The sequence below is a fragment of the Pseudohalioglobus sediminis genome, from assembly GCF_008370495.1.
In the GTDB taxonomy this organism is placed as follows: Bacteria; Pseudomonadota; Gammaproteobacteria; order Pseudomonadales; family Halieaceae; genus Halioglobus.
The window spans coordinates 1-17,750 of sequence record NZ_VTUX01000006.1 but is presented as its reverse complement, the minus strand read 5'-3'; the positions used below and the strand labels follow the sequence as shown (position 1 = coordinate 17,750).

Genomic DNA, 17,750 nt, shown 5'->3' with positions numbered 1-17,750 from the left:
CCGCCGCCAGCCAAACAGGGATTGTATATCGGCAGTCATTTCCTGGATACGGAGACGTCATTGCAGCGCCATTGACGCGACTGGGGCCGCCGTGGCCAAGCGAGCCGGCGTAGCCGGGCTATCCGGCTCCGCGCCTGCCAAGTTCCTGCCTGATGGAGGCCAGTTTTACGCACAGGACGAAGGCGTCTGCCGTGGCCTGCACATCCTCCAGCGAGGGATAACTGGGCGCCAGGCGAATGGTCTGGTCATCGGGATCAACACCGTAGGGGTGTGTGGCGCCGGCGGGAGTCAGCGCCACGCCGATTGCCTTGGCCAGGCTTACCACTTCCCGGGCAAGCCCCTGGCGGGTGGTAAAGGCGATGAAATAACCACCCTGCGGCGAGAGCCATTCACCCATGCCTGTGTTTGCGAGTTCCCGTTCCAGTGTGGCCAGTACGGCCTCGAAGCGCGGTCGCAACAAGGCCGCGTGTTGCTCCATGTGGGCGCTGATCCCATCGCTGTCACGCAATAACTTCACGTGGCGCAACTGGTTTACCTTGTCTGGGCCGATGCTCTGGTAGCCCAGGTGCTGTGTGAAAGCCGCCAGGTTTTCCGGGCTGCTGGCGAGGAAGGCAACGCCGGCCCCGGCGAAGGTGATCTTTGAGGTGGAGCCAAACTGGAATACGCTGTCCAGGGTGCCGTATTCCTGGCAGTAATCGCGAATGCTCGGCAACTCCGTGGCCCCGGGGTAAAGGGAGTGCACGGCGTAGGCGTTGTCATACATGACCAGGAAGTGCTCTCCCGCCTGTTGTCCCAGCCGCGCCAGGCGGGCAACGGTCTGGTCGCTGTATACACAGCCGGTGGGATTGGAAAACCGGGGCACACACCAGATACCCTTGATCGTTGGATCCTCCGCCACCAGTTTCTCCACTGCGTCCATGTCCGGCCCGGTATCCAGCATCGGTACGCTGAGCATCTCGATGCCCAGATGTTCGCAGATGGCAAAGTGGCGGTCATATCCCGGTACCGGGCAGAGGAACTTGACCTGGTCCGAATTACCCCAGGCCGATTCCGGACCACGCAGACCGACCGACAGGGCAAAGTCGATCACGTTATACATCAGGGTGAGGCTGGAGTTGCCCCCGATCAGGATTTCGTCCTGACTTGCACCGAGCAGCGGTGCGAACAGCCGCTTGGCCTCTGGCAGGCCGTCCAGGCCACCGTAGTTGCGTACGTCGGTGCCATCTTCTGCGCGATAGCTGCCGCCAAGGATGCCGTCCAGTGAGTCAGACAGGGCAACCTGGTCCATCCCGGGCTTTCCCCGGGTCAGGTCCAGTGCAAGCTTGCACGCCGCCAGCTCACTGTAGCTGGCCTCCAGTTCCTTCAATTGCGTTGCCAGTGCGTCTATTGAAAGCTCTTCGATATTCACTGCTGTCTCCTTGCTTGATCCGGCTTGTATATCAGTCGGTGCTGCCGGGGCAAATCCCGGAGCAACGCGGCCTCTGCCTCCGCGCGCTTGAAATGTGACACCACACCCCTATATATGATGCATCACGTGTGCATAAGAAGGACATGGCATGGATCAACATGATCGAGATGATTCCCCGGATGCTGAAATTCTGGATGCAGAGACGGCACCGGGCACGCCCGCGGTGGCCGATGATGTGCTGCCAGATACGCTTTATATCATGCCTGTGCCCAATCGACCTTTTTTCCCCGGCCAGGTGCAGCCGCTGGCCCTTGAGTCCCGGGAATGGGCCGAGACCCTGCAGGGTGTCGGCGCCGCAGGCCATGGGTTGTTGGGGCTGAGCTATGTGCCGCGGCCGGATTCCGGCGCGCTGGACGTGCGCCAGTTTCCTGAAACCGGCTGTGTGGTGCGCCTGCACAAGGCGCCAATGTCGGCACAGGAGGGGCACTTTCTCGCCCAGGGGGTGCGTCGTTTCCGGGTCGTCCGCTGGTTGAGTGACACCGCCCCCTTTCTGGCCCAGGTAGAGTACCCACGCAGCCAGGGCGATACGGAAGCCGACGAGGTAAAAGCCTATGCCATGGCGCTTATCAAGGAAATCAAGGAGCTGCTCCCGCTCAATCCACTCTACAGCGCCGAACTGAAGCAATACCTGGCGAATTTCAGCCCGACGCAGCCCAGCCTGCTGGCCGATTTCTCTGCCGCGTTGACCACCGCATCCGGCGAGCAATTGCAGGAGATACTGGATACGCTGCCGTTGCTGTCGCGGATGGAAAAGGTGCTGTTGCTGCTGCGCAAGGAGCGCGAGGTGGCTGAACTGCAGGGCCGCATTACCAGCCAGGTGAATGAAAAGCTGTCCCAGCAGCAGCGTGAATTTTTCCTGCGCGAGCAGCTGAAGGTCATCCAGAAGGAACTGGGCTTGTCCAAGGATGATCGTACCTCCGATGTGGAAATGTTTGAGCAGCGTATTGCTGACAAGGTGATGCCCGCACCGGTCGAGCAGCGTATCAGGGATGAGCTGCGCAAGCTTGCCGTGCTTGAAACCGGCTCACCGGAATATGGTGTCACCCGGAACTACCTCGACTGGGCAACTGAACTGCCCTGGGGAGTGCATTCTGAGGACAATCTCGAACTGGGCCATGCCCGGCAAGTACTGGACGACCATCATGAAGGCCTGGAAGACGTAAAGAGCCGTATCCTGGAGTTTCTCGCTGTCGGTTCTTTCAAGGGTGAGATTGCAGGTTCGATATTACTGCTGGTGGGTCCTCCGGGAGTGGGCAAAACCAGTATCGGGCGCTCTGTGGCCGATGCCCTGGGCAGGAAGTTCTATCGTTTCAGTCTTGGCGGCATGCGGGACGAGGCGGAGATCAAGGGGCATCGCCGGACCTACATCGGCGCCATGCCGGGAAAATTCGTTCAGGCGCTCAAGGAGGTGCAGGTGGCCAACCCGGTCATCATGCTCGACGAGATCGACAAGATCGGCGCCTCTTACCAGGGTGACCCCGCCTCGGCCCTGCTGGAAGTGCTTGATCCGGAGCAGAATGCCGAGTTCCTGGATCATTACCTGGATCTGCGCGTGGACCTGTCCAAGGTGCTGTTTATCTGCACAGCCAATCAGCTGGACAGTATCCCCGCGCCGTTGCTTGATCGCATGGAAGTCACTCGCCTGTCCGGTTACGTCGCGGAGGAAAAGCTGTCAATCGCGCGTAACCACCTGTGGCCCAGGCAGCTGTCCCGGCATGGGCTGGGGCCTGAACAGTTGAAGATAAATGATGCCGGCCTCAAGTACGTTATTGACTCCTACTGCCGCGAGGCGGGCGTCCGCAGCCTCGAGAAGCAGATATCCCGCATCATGCGCAAATCCATCGTCAGCATGATCGATGCGGGAGAAGACAAGATGCGGGTTGGCAAGAAGGATATAGAGGATCTGCTGGGCAAGCCGCCGTTTATGGCAGACAAGCCGGCACGCGGTCTCGGAGTGGCCACAGGGCTGGCCTGGACGGCAATGGGCGGGGCAACCATGACCATCGAATCGTCGCTGATTCACACGCTCAACCGTGGCTTCAAGGTGACCGGCCGCCTGGGGGACGTGATGAAAGAGTCTGCGGAGATCGCCTACAGCTACGTCATAGCGCACCTGAAGGACTACGGCTGTGATCTCGATTTCTTTGATATGAGCATGGTGCACCTGCATGTCCCCGAGGGCGCCACGCCCAAGGATGGGCCCAGCGCGGGAATCACCATCGCCACAGCACTGGTGTCACTGGCGCGTAAGGAGCGCATCAAAAGGCCGCTGGCGATGACCGGTGAGCTTACGCTGACCGGGCAGGTGTTACCCGTGGGCGGCATTCGCGAGAAGGTGATCGCGGCGCGGCGCAGCAAGATCATGGAGCTGATACTCCCCCACGCCAACCGCCGCGATTTCGAGGAATTACCAGAGTACCTGCGCGAGGGTATCAACGTGCACTTTGCCCGCAGCTACCGTGAGGTGTTCGAGTATGTATTCCATGAGCACAGGCGCGAAAAGTCGCTGCATTGATGCGGGCTCGCCCGGTCGACCGGGACCTTTGTCGCGTTTTTGGCCGCTGCTTGTAGGAGTGCCGCAAACAAACTGCTAGAGTAACTCCTTCTGTTGGCGGCCCTTCAGGTGACGGTTGCCGGGGTCAAAATAACGGTTTGGGGGGGTGGCCACCGTGAGAATTACTGAATGGCTCAAGTTTCTGGCAACTGAAAACGGCTCGGATCTCTACCTGAGCACGGGGGCGCCTCCGTGCGCCAAGTTCGACGGTACGCTGCGACCTATCGACAGCGAAATACTGCAGCCTGGAGAAATCAAGGACATCGCCTACGAGATCATGGATCCGACCCAGCAGGCCGAGTTCGAGCAGGAACTTGAGATGAACCTGGCAACCTCGATACCGGGTTATGGTCGCTTCCGCGTCAACATTTTTATACAACGCAATGAAGTGGCTATGGTCTGCCGGAACATCGTGGCAGACATTCCGCGCTGGCAGGACCTCGGTCTGCCGGAAATCCTCCCCGAAGTAATGATGCGTAAACGCGGGCTGGTATTGTTTGTCGGCGCCACCGGTTCGGGTAAATCCACGTCACTCGCCGCATTGATCGACTACCGCAACGCCAACAGCAGTGGCCACATCGTCACCATCGAGGACCCGGTGGAATACGTGCATACCCACAAGAAGTCTATCGTCAACCAACGCGAAGTGGGGGTGGACACTCGCAGTTGGCACAACGCACTGAAAAACACCCTGCGCCAGGCACCCGATGTGATACTCATCGGTGAAATTCGCGACCGTGAGACCATGGAGCACGCCATCGCGTTTGCTGAGACCGGGCACCTGTGCATTTCCACCCTGCATGCCAATAACGCCAACCAGGCACTGGACCGGATCATTAACTTCTTCCCGGAAGAGCGCAAGCAGCAGCTGCTGATGGACCTGTCGCTCAACCTGCAGGCGTTTGTTTCCCAGCGCCTGGTTCCCACGGTGGATGGCAAACGCTGCGCGGCGATTGAAGTACTGCTGGGAACTCCGCGGGTAGCGGATTTGATTCTGCGCGGGGAGATCGATGGCATCAAGGAAGTGATGCAGAAGTCTGAGAACAGCGGCATGAAAACCTTTGATACGGCGCTGTTTGAACTGTTTATGGCGGGCAAGATTTCCGAGGAAGAGGCCCTGCGCAACGCGGACTCTCCCAACAATGTGCGCCTTAAAATCAAGTTTGCGAAGGAGCATGGCGGCTCACCGCCTGCGCGTGGCCCGATCAGCGCCCCGGGAAAGACCGCGCCGGCTCAGCAGGCGCCTGAGGCGCCGGCAGCGCCTGCGCCCTCACCGGCTACCGGCCTGGGTAGCGACCTCAGCCTGGAACTGGTTGAGGAAGAGGAAGAGGACGACCGCATATTCTGAGTGCGTTCAGTCCGCGAGGTCTGAAATCAGGGCGATCCAGCGGTCTATATCGGAACCCCTTGCCGGCATTAATGCCAAACCGGCGATAAAGGGGTGATCAGGTGTGTCGCCCGGTCGGCACCAGCGGACCTGGGCGATGAGAAAAAAGGGCTCCGCCGGGTGGTCACCGTGAGGGGGTTCCACGCCAACCTGCAGGTAAGCCTGCTCTTCCAGTTCGTGGTCCAGGGCCACACGCAAGCCCTGCGCTGATACGTCCAGGGTTTTGCAAATGGCAATGCCCTCATCGCCGTTGGCAGCATATTCGCCTGTCGCTCCCTCCAGTTCGATATAGACCCGACTCTCGACAGGCAGGCGCAGGTGCTTTCTTTCCAGATCCACCGCTAATCCCCTCAGGTCTGGTGTCGCGCCATACGCTGGCGAGCGCGTTCCACTTGTTCGCGGAAATTGGTTTTGGTCTCAAGGATGTCGATCTGTCCCTGTTGTAGCAGGTCCAGGTAATCATCCTCGGAAAGCCGGCGCAGCTCGATGCCCTTGCGGTTGACGAATATAAGCAGTCGTCGCACCTTGTCGTGCATGGCGAGTTTGGCCAGCAACGGCGGGTCGAGGTCATGGAACCCCAGCCAGGTACCCATTGGTAGCTCAGGAATGCCCGAGTCGGGCAAGTCCGGTTTCGGGGCGGGCTCGCTGGGCACGGTGACCGGTGGCAGCTTTTCCGGTGCCTGCTGTGCCGGTGCATCGTCGGAGACCGGGGTCTCAGCCTGTGTTGGTACCTTTTGCGCAGGTGGGGGTGTCGGTTGTCTGGTTGCGGCTACCGGCGTCTCGGTGACGGTCTCGGGAGCCACGGGGGCAGGGGTGGAGGCCGGCCCTGCGGGGCTCTGCGTTGGCGCTGCCGCGGCCTGCCGGGGCGCTGTCGGCGGGGGTTCAGGTGTGACTGGTGCTGGTGTTTCGGGTTGCGCGGTTGCAGGCCGGGGTTCGAAATCGGGTACCGCGTTAATCGCCTCTGCACTTGGCATTGGCTCGCCCGTCAGCTGGCTCAAAGCCTCGCGCGTGTCGACGCCGACCACCGCCGCCAGTGAACGGCTGAAGGTGGCCCCGGTTGCCAAACGCGAAGCCTTGCCCTGCTGCAGCAGCTCGGTAAAGCTGGCAAAATCCATGGTTTGCACTTTCGCACCGGCGTGATTGCAGAACAGCAGGCGCTGCTCTTTCTGCTGCAGCATGGCCAGTTGGGTGCGTAGCATACCGCCCTTGCGAGCACTGACCAGAAACCACTGCCCGGTTTCTATGCCGTCCAGCTGCAGTGATTCGGTGCTGTCGGGGGTGGTGTTTTGCACCGCAATCAGGCTGGTGGCGTTGCGCTCGATCTCAACACCCTTGGCCACACGCAGGTGCGTGTACTCGATAGTGCTGAGCACCTCGTCGGCCAGTTCCTGGTCATGCTGCAGGCTCAGCAGCCAGCGCCTGACCTCCTGCATGACCTGCGAAGCAACATCATCGGCGCCTCTTTCGCCATCCCGGGGGGCCAGTGTATCCATCAGTTCCCCGGTAGTGGCGCTCATCGCCTGCCACTGGGAGGAGTTGTCGCCGTACTTCAGTAAAACCAGCTGGGCGCTTTCAAACCACGGGCCGGTGAGAAATTCACCAATGTCGGCGGGTATCGGATGTCGCGTCAGTTGTGAGTTGATCATCGTGGCAGCGACTTCTTTTGCGCGCGCGGCACGCAATTGACCGCGTTCGGCGTCAGCGGTGCGCTGCGCCATCCGGCGTGTTCGTGTCTGCAGGCGTTGCGCCGCTTTGGCCGTTTCCCGCAGCAGCGCCATGAGCCCGGCGCCATTCTCCTCCAGGCAGGCCATGGCGCCGTCCACGGTCTGTTCTATCAGCTTCTTTGCCGGCTCCCCGGCTCGCCCGGCCGATTCCTGCCAGCCAACCGCGGCGTCATAGAGGTTGTCCAGCGCTTCATGCAGGGGGTGGATGCCCGCGGTATAAAACTGATTGTCAGCCAGGGCCATCATTCCCAACACGGGTTTAAGGCGGCGCAATGAGGCTGCCAGTGGCGCTTCCAGGGGGAAGTTGGTTTCCCAGTGCGTGAATGCCGCGCCAACCCAGGCCAGAGCGGCGCTATCTTCGCTGGAAGGCATGGCAGGCTCACCGATGATTTCGGTCTGCGCCAGTACGGCCTCAAGGGGACCCTTGTCGAAGTCTTCAATGTTGCGCAGGTAGTTGAACAGTTCCTCGCGCGGCATCGGCTGGCCGCTCTGCGACGATGTCGCAGGGTCAGTAAAGCCCTGCAATACCAGCGGTTGCAGTGAGACGGGGAGAGGGAACTGTTCCTTGGTCAGTTTCAGTTGATAAGCTTCCAGACAATGGTTACGAGCAACACCGACCAGGACGTCACCAGCGCTATCTTGTGCCAGCGCGGAGGGCCCTCCGGTTGCTCTGTGGCGATGCGTTCTGCAGCAATATTAAAAGACCCACAGGCCGGGCATTGTCCCCCCTGACCACTGGTCTTGCCGCGGTAGCTGCAGTCTTTGCAGAAATAAGCCATGTTATCGAGTACTTTTTAGGAGCTGGTCAATGATGCGTTCTAATTGCTTAAGATTATTGCATTCGGCAGCAAAATGACAGGCACTTTGGTAGCGCAGCATTTCCGAGTCGCCGGTGCCCCAGGCAATTCGTGATTCCGGGTTGAGCCAGATGACTTGCCTGGAGCGCTGGTAAATGCTCTGGAGAATGTCCAGCCTGGGGTCGCCCCGGTTGTTGCGGGCATCACCGAGAATGATCACTGTGGTGTTGCTGTTGATGTCATCGAGCGCCAGGGAAGCAAAGTCGCCCAGGGCTGTGCCGTAATCTGTGGCGCCACCATACTTCCAGTTGACCAGTTCTATGGCTTTCTCGACTGGATGCTGTTCGAACAGGTCGCTGACCTCGCCGAGGTGGCTGGAAAAGGCGAAGCTGCGCACCCGCGGCAGGACATCCTGAAGACTGTAGAGAAACAACAGCAGGAATTTGGCGTAGGCGGCAACCGAACCGCTGACATCACAGATTGCCAGGATCTGCGGCTTCTCTCGGCGTGTCCTGCGCCAGTACACGTCGAACATAAGCCCGTCGTTAACCACGCCACGGCGCATGGTGCGGGGCATGTCCAGGTGACCGCGGCGGTATTCACGCCGCTTCCTGGAGTGTCGGGCGGCGAGCTTGCGCGCCATCTTGCGCACCAGTTCATGGACGCGGTGCAGGTAGCTGTGCTCGATGTTGCTCAGCCGGGTTTTGCTCAGCACTTCTTCCATGAACTGCCGGGTTTTGCCCTCGGCGTGCAGCAGGTATTGTGCTTCCACATAGTCGCGGACCTGTTGGCGCAGTATGTCGCGATAACGCTGTAGTTGGGCTTGTGCCGGGCTGTTGGCTTTCTCCAGTTCAATCACCGCAGAGCGAAGCTGTTCTTCGCCCATCGCCTCGAGTATGCGGCGGGTGAACTGGCCCTTTTGTGTGAACATCTGGATGTTTTGCAGCCCGGCGCGCTCTCCGGCCTTGCTCATGGCCAGGCTGAGGGTATTGCTGTCGTTGTTCATCAGCGCCTGCACCAGCGGGGAATCAACGACTGCCTGCAGGGCGGGGTCAGCTGCTGCGGCTTGCTCAAGGGGGGAGGGGAGTTCTGCGCGGCTGCTGTCACTGTCTACCCCGGTGGGGTCATCTCCTGCACTCGAGTCCTCTTCCTCTATGGCAGGTTCATTCTCGCTGGAGTCGCTGAAGTCAGCCAGCTGGCGGGCGAAAAACTGGTCGAAGCACTGGTTGAAGATGGCTTCTTCTTCCGGGGTTTTTGCCAGGGCCATGCCCAGCCCATCGCGCAAGCGAGCGCGATCGCTCCATCCCAGTACCGCCAGCACGTTGGTGGCGTCAAGCGTCTCGGCAGGCGAGATGCGCACATCGCGGGTGCGTAACACCTGGATGAAGCTGACCAGGCTCTCCGGCATGGCGCGTCAGCTTTCCGTGGCCTGGCGCACGAGCTGCACGATCTCACCGTCGGTGGCTTCGATGTCGTCTTCAAACTTGAGTAGCACGTTGAGCGTCATGCGCACCAGTTCTTCGTCCAGCTTGTCAGTGTGCAGCAACAGCAGGCTGCGGGCCCAGTCGATGGTCTCGGAAATGGCCGGCACTTTCTTCAGGTCCAGTTGGCGCAGTGAGTGCACAAACTCCACCAGTTGATGGCGCAGTCTCTCGTCCACATCGGGTACACGACTGCGAACAATCCGCTCTTCCAGCTCGACCGTCGGGAACGGTATATACAGGTGCAGGCAGCGGCGCTTCAGGGCGTCGGAGATCTCGCGTGTGTTGTTGCTGGTGAGAAACACCATCGGTGCCGAACGCGCCTTTATCGTGCCGATTTCCGGTATCGACACCTGGTAGTCAGAGAGGATTTCCAGCAGTAGTGACTCGAACTCGTAGTCAGACTTGTCGACCTCGTCAATCAACAGGATGGCTCCGCGTTCCTGCTGCATTGCCTTGAGCAGTGGCCTGGGCTCGAGAAACTCCTCGGAGTAAAAGATGTCGCCAAACTGGTGCAGGCGCTGCACAGATTCCGCCAGCCCCTGGGCACCATGCAGCAGGTCACCCAGTTTTTCCTTCAGCACCTGCGTATAGAGCAGTTGCTTGCCATATTTCCATTCGTACAGGGCTTTGGCCTCATCCAGGCCTTCATAGCACTGCAGGCGAATCAGTGGCGTATCCAGCAGTTGCGCCATGGTCTTGGCCAGTTCAGTCTTGCCTACCCCGGGTGGCCCCTCTACCAGCACCGGTTTGCGCAGCTTGAAGGCAAGGTAGACGGCGGTTGCGATTTTGTCTGAGCAGATATAGCCGAAGGACTCGAAGCCGTCCTTGATGACCTGCACTGAGGTCAGTTGTGGGAAATCCTGGGTATGCACGAACGTCAGTTCCTGAGGGTGGGCAGACATTGTACGTTAGTGACGACCCAGCGCACTAGCCGCCTGTCGCGTTCATGAAACGCAGTATTTGTGGCTGCTCTCCCGGGGTGAAGTTGTGCCGTTCCGGCTTGATGGCCATGGCTTCGACAATCGCCCACTTGAGCTTTTCCGGGCTGTAGTCGGGAGCACGCAGCACTGCACGCAAGTCGACGGAGTGTTCGTTGCCGAGGCACAGTAACAAGCGCCCCTCCACGGTTACCCTCACCCGGTTGCACAAGTGGCAGAAGTTATCGCTGTGCGGCGAAATGAAACCTACACGACTGCGGGTGCCGGCGACCGCAAAATATCGTGCCGGACCGCTATCGCCCGCGGGGCCTTCAAGGGCCTGTAAATCGAAGTGGCCCGAGAGTGTTTCCTGCAGGGCCTGGTTGCTGCAAAAAGTGATCGCGCGGTCGTGTTCGTCGATCTGACCCAGCGGCATCTCCTCAATAAAGGCGATGTCGATGCCTCGATCGACAACGAATTGCACCAGGTCCCGGGTTTCGTCCGCGTTGCGGCCATTGAGAATGACGGCATTTATCTTAACGCCAGTGAACCCGGTCGCGACCGCGGCATCGATACCCGCAAGCACCTGGTCCAGGTTGCCATGACGGGTCAGGTGGCGGAACTTCCTTGGTTGCAGGCTATCCAGGCTGATATTCACCCGTGACACGCCGGCAGCGCGCAGTGCCGGTGCGAGTCGCGCCAGCTGCGAGCCATTGGTGGTCAGTGCCAGCTGTTTCAGGCGGGGCAGACTGCCGATTCGCGCAATGAGTGACATGATGTCGGTGCGAATCAGTGGTTCGCCTCCGGTCAGGCGGATCTTGCCCACACCCAGTTCAGTGAAGGCCTGGGCTATCTGGTACAGCTCCTCCAGGGAGAGTATCTCGGCCTTGGGAGCGAACTGCATGTCTTCCGACATGCAGTAGACACAGCGGAAATCACAGCGGTCTGTTACCGATAACCGCAGGTAATTGACCCGGCGGGCAAAGGTATCGACCAGGGTTGTGGGCAGTTGCGAGTTCATCGCGTTAGTGTAAGTGCTGTTGTATCGAGTGGCCAGCGAGGACTTTACAGCGAGGCTCTCATCAGACAGGATTTGCCGGGCGCGCGGTGCCGCAAGCTGCGAATGCGCATAACAATGAATTCATCGGAAGCCGGCCCGGCGTCTGCAGGGCGAATAGACAACAGACTGGCGTCGTCGGTGCGCAAGTTGGGGGCAGTTAAACATGCGGAATCTGGCTATCTGGTCAGGGCTTTTGCTGGCAGCGATTGCCTCCGGCCTGCTGTTGGGTGCCGGTAGTAGTCGGGACATCGCCGTTGTCGCCTTTGTGGCAGTGCTCTGTGTCGTGTGGTGGGTGACCGAGCCCATACCTATTCCAGCAACGTCACTCCTGCCACTGGCTATCCTGCCGCTGATGGGCGTCCTCACTCCGGCGCAGGTGGGAGAAGCCTACGGATCGCCCATCATATTGCTTCTTCTGGGTGGTTTTCTGCTGTCCCAGGCGATGGAGCATTCCGGTGCCCACCGCCGTATCGCCATCGGCATGGTAAACCTTTTCGGTGCGCAGACCGGCCAGCGACTGGTGCTTGGCTTTATGGCCGCGGCAGCTGTATTGAGCATGTGGATATCCAATACCGCGACCACGCTGATGTTACTGCCGGTGGTGCTGGCGGTGCTGGACGCGACACCCGATCGACAGCGCCTGGCGATGCCGCTGTTGCTGGGGGTGGCCTACGCTGCCAGTGTTGGTGGAGTGGGAACACCGATTGGCACGCCACCGAATCTCATTTTTATGCAGGTGTTTGAGGAGACCACTGGCCGTAGCATCAGTTTTACCACGTGGATGAGCTGGGCGGTGCCGGTGGTGGTGGTGATGGTGCCGTTAATGGCGCTCATCCTCACGCGCAACGCGCGTGGCCCACTCACAGTGTCGCTGCCCTCGGTAGGGGCCTGGAGGAGTGAAGAGAAGCGGGTGTTGCTGGTGTTTGCCATCACTGCCCTGGCATGGATCACACGCAGTGAGCCCTTTGGCGGCTGGAAGACCTGGTTGGACCTGCCCCAGGCCAATGATGCCTCGGTTGCCTTGCTGGCTGTGGTGCTGATGTTTCTACTGCCCAATGGCAAGGGCGGACGCCTGCTGACCTGGGAACGGGCGGTGACCATTCCCTGGGGAGCCCTGCTGCTGTTCGGGGGCGGAATTTGCCTGGCGAAGGGCTTTGTCAGTTCCGGGCTCAGCGACCTGATGGGCGGCTTGTTCATCGGGCTCGCCGACTTGCCACTGTATGCCGTGATACTGATCATCGCCCTGCTGGTAACTTTCATGACCGAAACCACCTCCAACACGGCCAGTACGACCTTGTTGATGCCGGTTCTGGCAGCGGCGGGCTTTGGTGCCGGTATCGCCCCGGAAATTCTCATGGTCCCCGCTGCAATGAGTGCCAGTTGTGCCTTCATGCTGCCGGTCGCCACCGCGCCCAATACGGTGGTGTATAGCAGCGGTGAGTTCACCATCAAGCAAATGGCCAGGGAAGGCCTGGTACTGAATCTGCTTGGTGCCCTGGTGATCAGTGTGGTTTGCTACTGGCGTCTCACCTGAGCGCGTCATGGGGTATTATGCACCTCACTCACTGAGGAGGATGTTTCATGTCGCCTGCGCGTCGCCTGCTGGTTCTGTCATTGATTGCCGTGTCACTGGCCTTGCTGTATCCGGGTATCACCCAGCCTGTACTGACGCTGAGCGGCACGCTGGAGAAGTCCAGGGTGGCCGCGCTGGGTATCGAAGTATTCGCCGGGGAAGACCAGCAGGCTCAGCAGATGCTGGGTATGCTGTCCAGTTTCCTGGGTTTCGACCAGATAGAAGGGCAGATTGAAGCGTATCGGAATACCCGCAGTATCTGGGGTGCGGTAAGTGAATTGGCGGCCACGGGCAATCTTGCAGTAGCGCTGCTGATCGTATTGTTCAGCGTGGTAATCCCGGTTTTCAAGCTGGTGTTGCAGGCGTTCGCGCTGGTGCTGCCGCAGGCAAGCTGGAGGGCCACGCTGTTAGCCCTGAATGCGGCGATGAGTAAGTGGTCCATGGCTGATGTCTTCGTCATGGGCTTGCTGGTCGCATATATGGCCGGCAGTGCGTCTGGCCAGATGGGTGACATGTTGACGATGAACGCCCAACTGGAAGTGGGATTCTGGTTTTTCCTTGCCTATTGCCTGTTCTCTATCGTCGCAGGTAGCCTCGCGCGGGAGCAAGTCGATGGCCACTGATTCCCGGGTTCTGGCGGAGGCTGTGGCGGTAACCGTAGCCGTTCCCGTAGAGCAGGCCTGGCAACGACTGCAGGACTTCTCGGTGGCACATTACTACGTGCCGCGACTCACGGATACGCAAGTTGTTTCCGCACAACGACAAGGTGTTGGTGCACACCGGCGGGTTTATACCGGCAAGCGCTATCTCGAGGAAACGGTGCTTGAATGGAATCCGGGGCAGGGGTTTGTCATCAAACTACACAAGGGCAGCAAACCCATGCCTCCCTTTCATCGGGCTGAGTTCGAGTATGCGCTAAGTGAGGCAGAAAGCGACTCAACCCGCGTGCAACTCACCATGAAGGTGGTGATGCCGGGTGGCGCTATCGGCCGCCTTGCCGCAGGCGCCCTGATCGCACCGGTGCTGCGCAAAAACCTGGTCCTGGTCGCGGCGGGCCTGAAACACTATTACGAAACCGGGACCGCAGCGACGGATGCAGACCGCGAGCGACTGGCGCCCGCGGTGACAGTGGCGTTACCTTCGGCCTGAGCTATAGCAATTGCATCATGGTTTCTGCAGAGCTGACGTCGACGCCCGGCCCGCTTTCCACGTTGAGATGAGTGACCACCCCGTCTTCAGCCAGCAATGCAAAGCGCTGGCTGCGCGTGCCGAGTCCGAAAGCACTGCCATCCAGTTCCAGGCCGAGCGCGGCGGTGAATTCCGCCATGCCATCGGCGAGCATCAGAATTTCTTCGGCGTTCTGGGCCTTGCCCCAGGCATCCATGACAAAAGCATCGTTGACGGCCATGCAAGCGATGGTGTCGACTCCTGCTGCCTTGATTTTGTCGGCGTTGACGACGTAACCAGGCATGTGGGTGATGGAGCACCCGGGTGTAAACGCTCCCGGAACGGCGAACAGCAGTACCTTCTTGCCAGAGAAGATGTCACTGGTGCTGATGTCAGTTGGGCCTTCCGGGCCCATGGTTTTCAGGGTTGCTGCGGGGATGGAATCACCTACGGCGATGGTCATGGACTACTCCTATGTGTGTGAAGCGGAAGAAGGACTATAGCAGATGACGGATGCGCTGCATTGTCCACTTTGTGACTCGGCCGGAGCGACACTTTTTCATCGGGACGCGCGGCGGGAGTATTGGCGCTGTCCGGTATGTGCGCTGGTTTACGTGCCGCCTGCCTATCATCTCTCGCCAGAGGAGGAAAAAGCTGAATACGACCTGCACCAGAACTGTGTGACAGACCCCGGTTACCGCCGTTTCCTGTCTCGTTTGTCCGAGCCGCTGCTTGCGCGTCTGCCCGCGGGGGCGAGCGGCCTGGATTTCGGTTGTGGGCCCGGCCCGGCGCTGGCGGCGATGTTGACTGAAGCGGGTTGTACAGTGCAGCTCTACGATGTGTTCTACCACCCCGACGCCTCTGTTTTGCAGCGCGATTATGACTTTGTGACCGCGACGGAAGTCGTGGAGCACCTGCAGCGACCGGGTGGCGAGTTGGCGAGGATTTGGCAGCTATTGGCGCCCGGGGGTTATCTGGGCATCATGACCAAACATGTGATCGATGCCGACGCCTTTGCCAGCTGGCACTATAAAAACGACCCTACCCACATCTGCTTTTTCAGCAACCAGACCTGGGCGTGGTGGTGCCGGCAGCGGCATGCGACTGTGGAGCGAATCGGTGCTGATGTGGTTTTGCTGCGCAAGATGCCCGGCGATGGTCAGGTGGATTGTTCCAGCATGTCGGCGTAGATCAGTTCACAGTCATGATAAAACGCGAGTTGTTCGTCACCCAGGTATGGCGCCACCATGGTCAGGAGCTGCAGCACGCCCTGGTGTATGGTGAGGGCCGGTGGGCGCTCGTCATGCAGTAACTGGTCGTAGCTCAGCCAGAACGTCAGGTTGAGGGTCATGTTGTCTACCAGCCCCAGCAGTTGCTGTTTGCCGGTATCGATAACCGATTGCTGTATCAGGGTCTGGCAGATGGCGAACAGGGCGGCGCGCTTGAGCTGAATCAGGCGCTTGAAGTGTCTACGTATATCCGGGTATCGCTGCAGGATATTGTCCAGGTTGTGGTAAAGAAAGCGGTACTGGTACATCTCCTCGAGCACCACATACAGGTAGTACCAATTGTCTTCTACTTTTCCGGCGTCACCCAGTGGCCGTTCGATCGGGGCGGTCAGTGTGCCGGAGAGGGCGGTAGCGTATTGATGAAACAGCTCATTGATGATCTGGTCCTTGCCCTTGAAGTGGTAGTAGAGATTGCCCGGGCTAATGTCCATTTCATTGGCGATATCGACCGTGGTGGTTTGTTCCTCGCCTTCAAGGTTGAATAGCTCCAGGCTGGTGTGGAGAATTCGGTCCCGGGTCTTCATCGGTGGCTATTCAAGTCTTTTTCTTGCGGGTGCTGCCAGCGCTTGTCTTTTTGCGCGCAGCGGCCTTCCTGGTGCTTGCGCCGGCTTTCGCCGCCGGTTTCTTTGCCTTGGCTCCCGCTGCACCGTCCTGGGCCTTGACCAATCGTGTCAGGGTGTCGACTTTGCGTGTCAGTTTGTCGATCTTGTCATGCAGGCTGGCAAGGTCCTCTATTCGCGCAGGACGTTGCTGGTGGAAATTCTCCCGTACCTGCGAGATCCGCTCTTCAACAGAGCTGATGGCCGCCGAGCGCGCCTCGCTGGCCTCTTCCTCGAGCGCTGTTCCCGCCTTGACCAGGTCTCGAAACAACTTGGGTGGCTGCGGAGTGGCTTTTTTCAGGCTGCTCTGGGCCTCATCGACAGCGCGTCCGTATGCGCCAACACCGGCCAGCCAGATATTCTTGGCAATCTCGCTCGCTTTGTCGGTGACTTTGCTCTTTTCGTCGCTCATGGTGCACACCTGCAACAGTGTCTGGGGGCCTTGGATTAAAGCAGAATGCAGGGGGCTATGACAATCGGCACGGGTCGCGCACGAATTTGGGCGCGGATTGCGTTGCCTGGAAGTGACTCGCGGGCGTACTGACAAGAAGATGTCGATTGTTAGCCGCGGTAAGGAGGAGCTGGCGTTTGAGACGTGAGTCAGATACTCGCAGATGCTTCCGAGTCCCTTTGAGTAGAGTGGGCCCCACAGTGTTTTCACGGCTCAGTGCGTAACCCGGCCATAAAAAAGGGGACTACACAGTAGCCCCCGAAAAGTCCCTGACGTACAGGGATAAGTGGTCCTGGATGGGTACCGCTTAGGCAGCGGTCTTGAAGCCTACGGACTCCTTGAGCTCTTCAAAGCGCGCCTTGGCCTTGTCCAGCTGTTCGTCCAGCTTCTTACGGTCAGTCAGGCTGTCGAGTTCGAACTTGGGCAGTTCAATATCGTCAACACGCTTCTTGGCCTGCTTCTCAACTTTTTCACCGCGCTTGACCAGTTCCTTGTAAGCTTTTTCCGCTTTCTTGCGGCGCTCTTCCAGTTGGTCCTGCAGGCTGTTGAACTGCTCTTGCACCTGGTCATAGGCCTTGCCATAGAAGCCCAGGCCGGCGAGGAAAGCATTGCGGCCGTTTTCCTTGGCACGTGCTGCGAAATCAGGCGTCGCCTTCTTGGTTGCCTTTTTGGCAGCGGGCTTGCGCTTGGCAGCGGGCTTACGCTTGGCGGGTGCCTTGCGTGCAGTAGCCTTGCTCTTGGCAGGTGCTTTGCGCTTGGCAGTCGCCTTGCGGGTAGTCTTCTTGACGGTGTTTACAGCTTCATCAATGCTAATTTGCTCAGCCATTGTTTCACTCCTTGGTTTTCAATAAATGGCGGTATATTCCGCCGATGAACACAGGCTACGGCAGAAAATTAGAATAAACATACTAATTCCACGTGTTTTTACTGCTGGTACGCAAAAAATCTTGCCTGGCGGGTGTGTCTTGATTGTTGCGACATGCGAGCACGTCGCTTGCAGACTGGCGGGAACCGCGACAGTTGGCATCGGGAAGGCCACGAGAGGGTGCAGTGGAAGCGTGCTAGTGACCATGCCGTTCATGCTATGGCGAGTGGGTGCTGCGGTGAAAACCCGTGCCATAACGAAAAAGGGCCCCTGAGGAGACTGTGTGAAAACACCTCCGGGGTCTGACAAAATACCCGTATCGCAAGATACGGGTATTTTTTTATGCGCCATCTGGATGGAGAGTCTCGAGAACAGGGCAGTTTGCTGCCTGACACCCTGGATGACTACGTCGCTG

General features: G+C 59.3%; 17 protein-coding genes. 6 read left to right on the top strand and 11 right to left on the bottom strand.

What is annotated here, in order from left to right; all coding sequences use genetic code 11:
- Positions 1-118: 118 nt before the first annotated feature.
- On the bottom strand, positions 119-1,408 hold the full coding sequence (locus tag F0M18_RS12755; protein WP_149611840.1) for an aminotransferase class I/II-fold pyridoxal phosphate-dependent enzyme: 1,290 nt from the start codon (positions 1,406-1,408) through the stop codon (positions 119-121).
- 148 nt (positions 1,409-1,556) lie between these two features.
- On the opposite strand from F0M18_RS12755, the gene lon reads away from it, so the two are divergent.
- Together lon and F0M18_RS12745 are read left to right on the top strand one after the other, a co-directional pair.
- Positions 1,557-3,983, top strand: a complete 2,427-nt coding sequence (gene lon / locus F0M18_RS12750; protein WP_149611839.1) for an endopeptidase La — start codon at positions 1,557-1,559, stop codon at positions 3,981-3,983.
- Positions 3,984-4,137: 154 nt separating this feature from the next.
- Positions 4,138-5,370, top strand: coding sequence for a PilT/PilU family type 4a pilus ATPase (locus tag F0M18_RS12745; protein WP_149611838.1), 1,233 nt, complete (start codon positions 4,138-4,140; stop codon positions 5,368-5,370).
- Positions 5,371-5,376: 6 nt separating this feature from the next.
- Here F0M18_RS12745 and F0M18_RS12740 read toward each other — a convergent pair whose 3' ends face one another.
- The 5 genes from F0M18_RS12740 to moaA all read right to left on the bottom strand — a co-directional run bounded on the left by F0M18_RS12740 (position 5,377) and on the right by moaA (position 11,352).
- Positions 5,377-5,748, bottom strand: a complete 372-nt coding sequence (locus F0M18_RS12740; RefSeq protein ID WP_188109707.1) for a PilZ domain-containing protein — start codon at positions 5,746-5,748, stop codon at positions 5,377-5,379.
- An 11-nt stretch (positions 5,749-5,759) separates the two neighbouring features.
- Positions 5,760-7,610, bottom strand: a complete 1,851-nt coding sequence (locus F0M18_RS12735; protein ID WP_149611836.1) for a DUF1631 family protein — start codon at positions 7,608-7,610, stop codon at positions 5,760-5,762.
- Between the two features lie 303 nt (positions 7,611-7,913).
- Positions 7,914-9,338, bottom strand: a complete 1,425-nt coding sequence (locus tag F0M18_RS12730) for a vWA domain-containing protein (RefSeq protein WP_149611835.1) — start codon at positions 9,336-9,338, stop codon at positions 7,914-7,916.
- A 6-nt stretch (positions 9,339-9,344) separates the two neighbouring features.
- Positions 9,345-10,286, bottom strand: coding sequence for an AAA family ATPase (locus tag F0M18_RS12725; RefSeq protein WP_262500942.1), 942 nt, complete (start codon positions 10,284-10,286; stop codon positions 9,345-9,347).
- 55 nt (positions 10,287-10,341) lie between these two features.
- Positions 10,342-11,352 (bottom strand): GTP 3',8-cyclase MoaA, encoded by a 1,011-nt coding sequence (gene moaA / locus F0M18_RS12720; RefSeq protein WP_149611833.1) that lies wholly within the window; start codon positions 11,350-11,352, stop codon positions 10,342-10,344.
- A gap of 202 nt (positions 11,353-11,554) precedes the next feature.
- Between moaA and F0M18_RS12715 the strand changes: the two genes are divergently transcribed.
- The 3 genes from F0M18_RS12715 to F0M18_RS12705 are packed head-to-tail and all read left to right on the top strand — an operon-like array spanning position 11,555 to position 14,113.
- Positions 11,555-12,925: an SLC13 family permease gene (locus F0M18_RS12715; RefSeq protein ID WP_149611832.1), complete on the top strand. Its 1,371-nt coding sequence runs from the start codon at positions 11,555-11,557 to the stop codon at positions 12,923-12,925.
- A gap of 47 nt (positions 12,926-12,972) precedes the next feature.
- Entirely contained in the window at positions 12,973-13,587 is a 615-nt protein-coding gene (locus F0M18_RS12710; protein ID WP_149611831.1) for a paraquat-inducible protein A, read from the top strand.
- Positions 13,577-14,113: an SRPBCC family protein gene (locus F0M18_RS12705; protein ID WP_149611830.1), complete on the top strand. Its 537-nt coding sequence runs from the start codon at positions 13,577-13,579 to the stop codon at positions 14,111-14,113. Before F0M18_RS12710 ends, F0M18_RS12705 begins: the two co-directional genes overlap by 11 nt.
- Before the next feature lies 1 nt (position 14,114).
- Here F0M18_RS12705 and F0M18_RS12700 read toward each other — a convergent pair whose 3' ends face one another.
- The gene (locus tag F0M18_RS12700; RefSeq protein WP_149611829.1) at positions 14,115-14,594 is read right to left on the bottom strand and encodes a peroxiredoxin; all 480 of its coding nucleotides are present in this window, start codon (positions 14,592-14,594) and stop codon (positions 14,115-14,117) included.
- Positions 14,595-14,637: 43 nt separating this feature from the next.
- Between F0M18_RS12700 and F0M18_RS12695 the strand changes: the two genes are divergently transcribed.
- Positions 14,638-15,321: a class I SAM-dependent methyltransferase gene (locus F0M18_RS12695; protein WP_149611828.1), complete on the top strand. Its 684-nt coding sequence runs from the start codon at positions 14,638-14,640 to the stop codon at positions 15,319-15,321.
- On the opposite strand, the gene F0M18_RS12690 is transcribed toward F0M18_RS12695, so the two are convergent.
- The 4 genes from F0M18_RS12690 to F0M18_RS20065 form a co-directional block, all read right to left on the bottom strand.
- The gene (locus tag F0M18_RS12690) at positions 15,291-15,944 is read right to left on the bottom strand and encodes a TetR/AcrR family transcriptional regulator (RefSeq protein WP_149611827.1); all 654 of its coding nucleotides are present in this window, start codon (positions 15,942-15,944) and stop codon (positions 15,291-15,293) included. The genes F0M18_RS12695 and F0M18_RS12690 overlap by 31 nt on opposite strands.
- A 10-nt stretch (positions 15,945-15,954) precedes the next feature.
- Complete coding sequence (locus tag F0M18_RS12685; RefSeq protein ID WP_149611826.1) at positions 15,955-16,431, bottom strand: phasin family protein; 477 nt, start codon at positions 16,429-16,431, stop codon at positions 15,955-15,957.
- A 346-nt stretch (positions 16,432-16,777) separates the two neighbouring features.
- Entirely contained in the window at positions 16,778-17,296 is a 519-nt protein-coding gene (locus F0M18_RS12680) for a hypothetical protein (protein WP_149611825.1), read from the bottom strand.
- 18 nt (positions 17,297-17,314) lie between these two features.
- A partial coding sequence (locus F0M18_RS20065) for a hypothetical protein (protein ID WP_223177982.1) occupies positions 17,315-17,750 on the bottom strand: 436 nt, incomplete at its 5' end.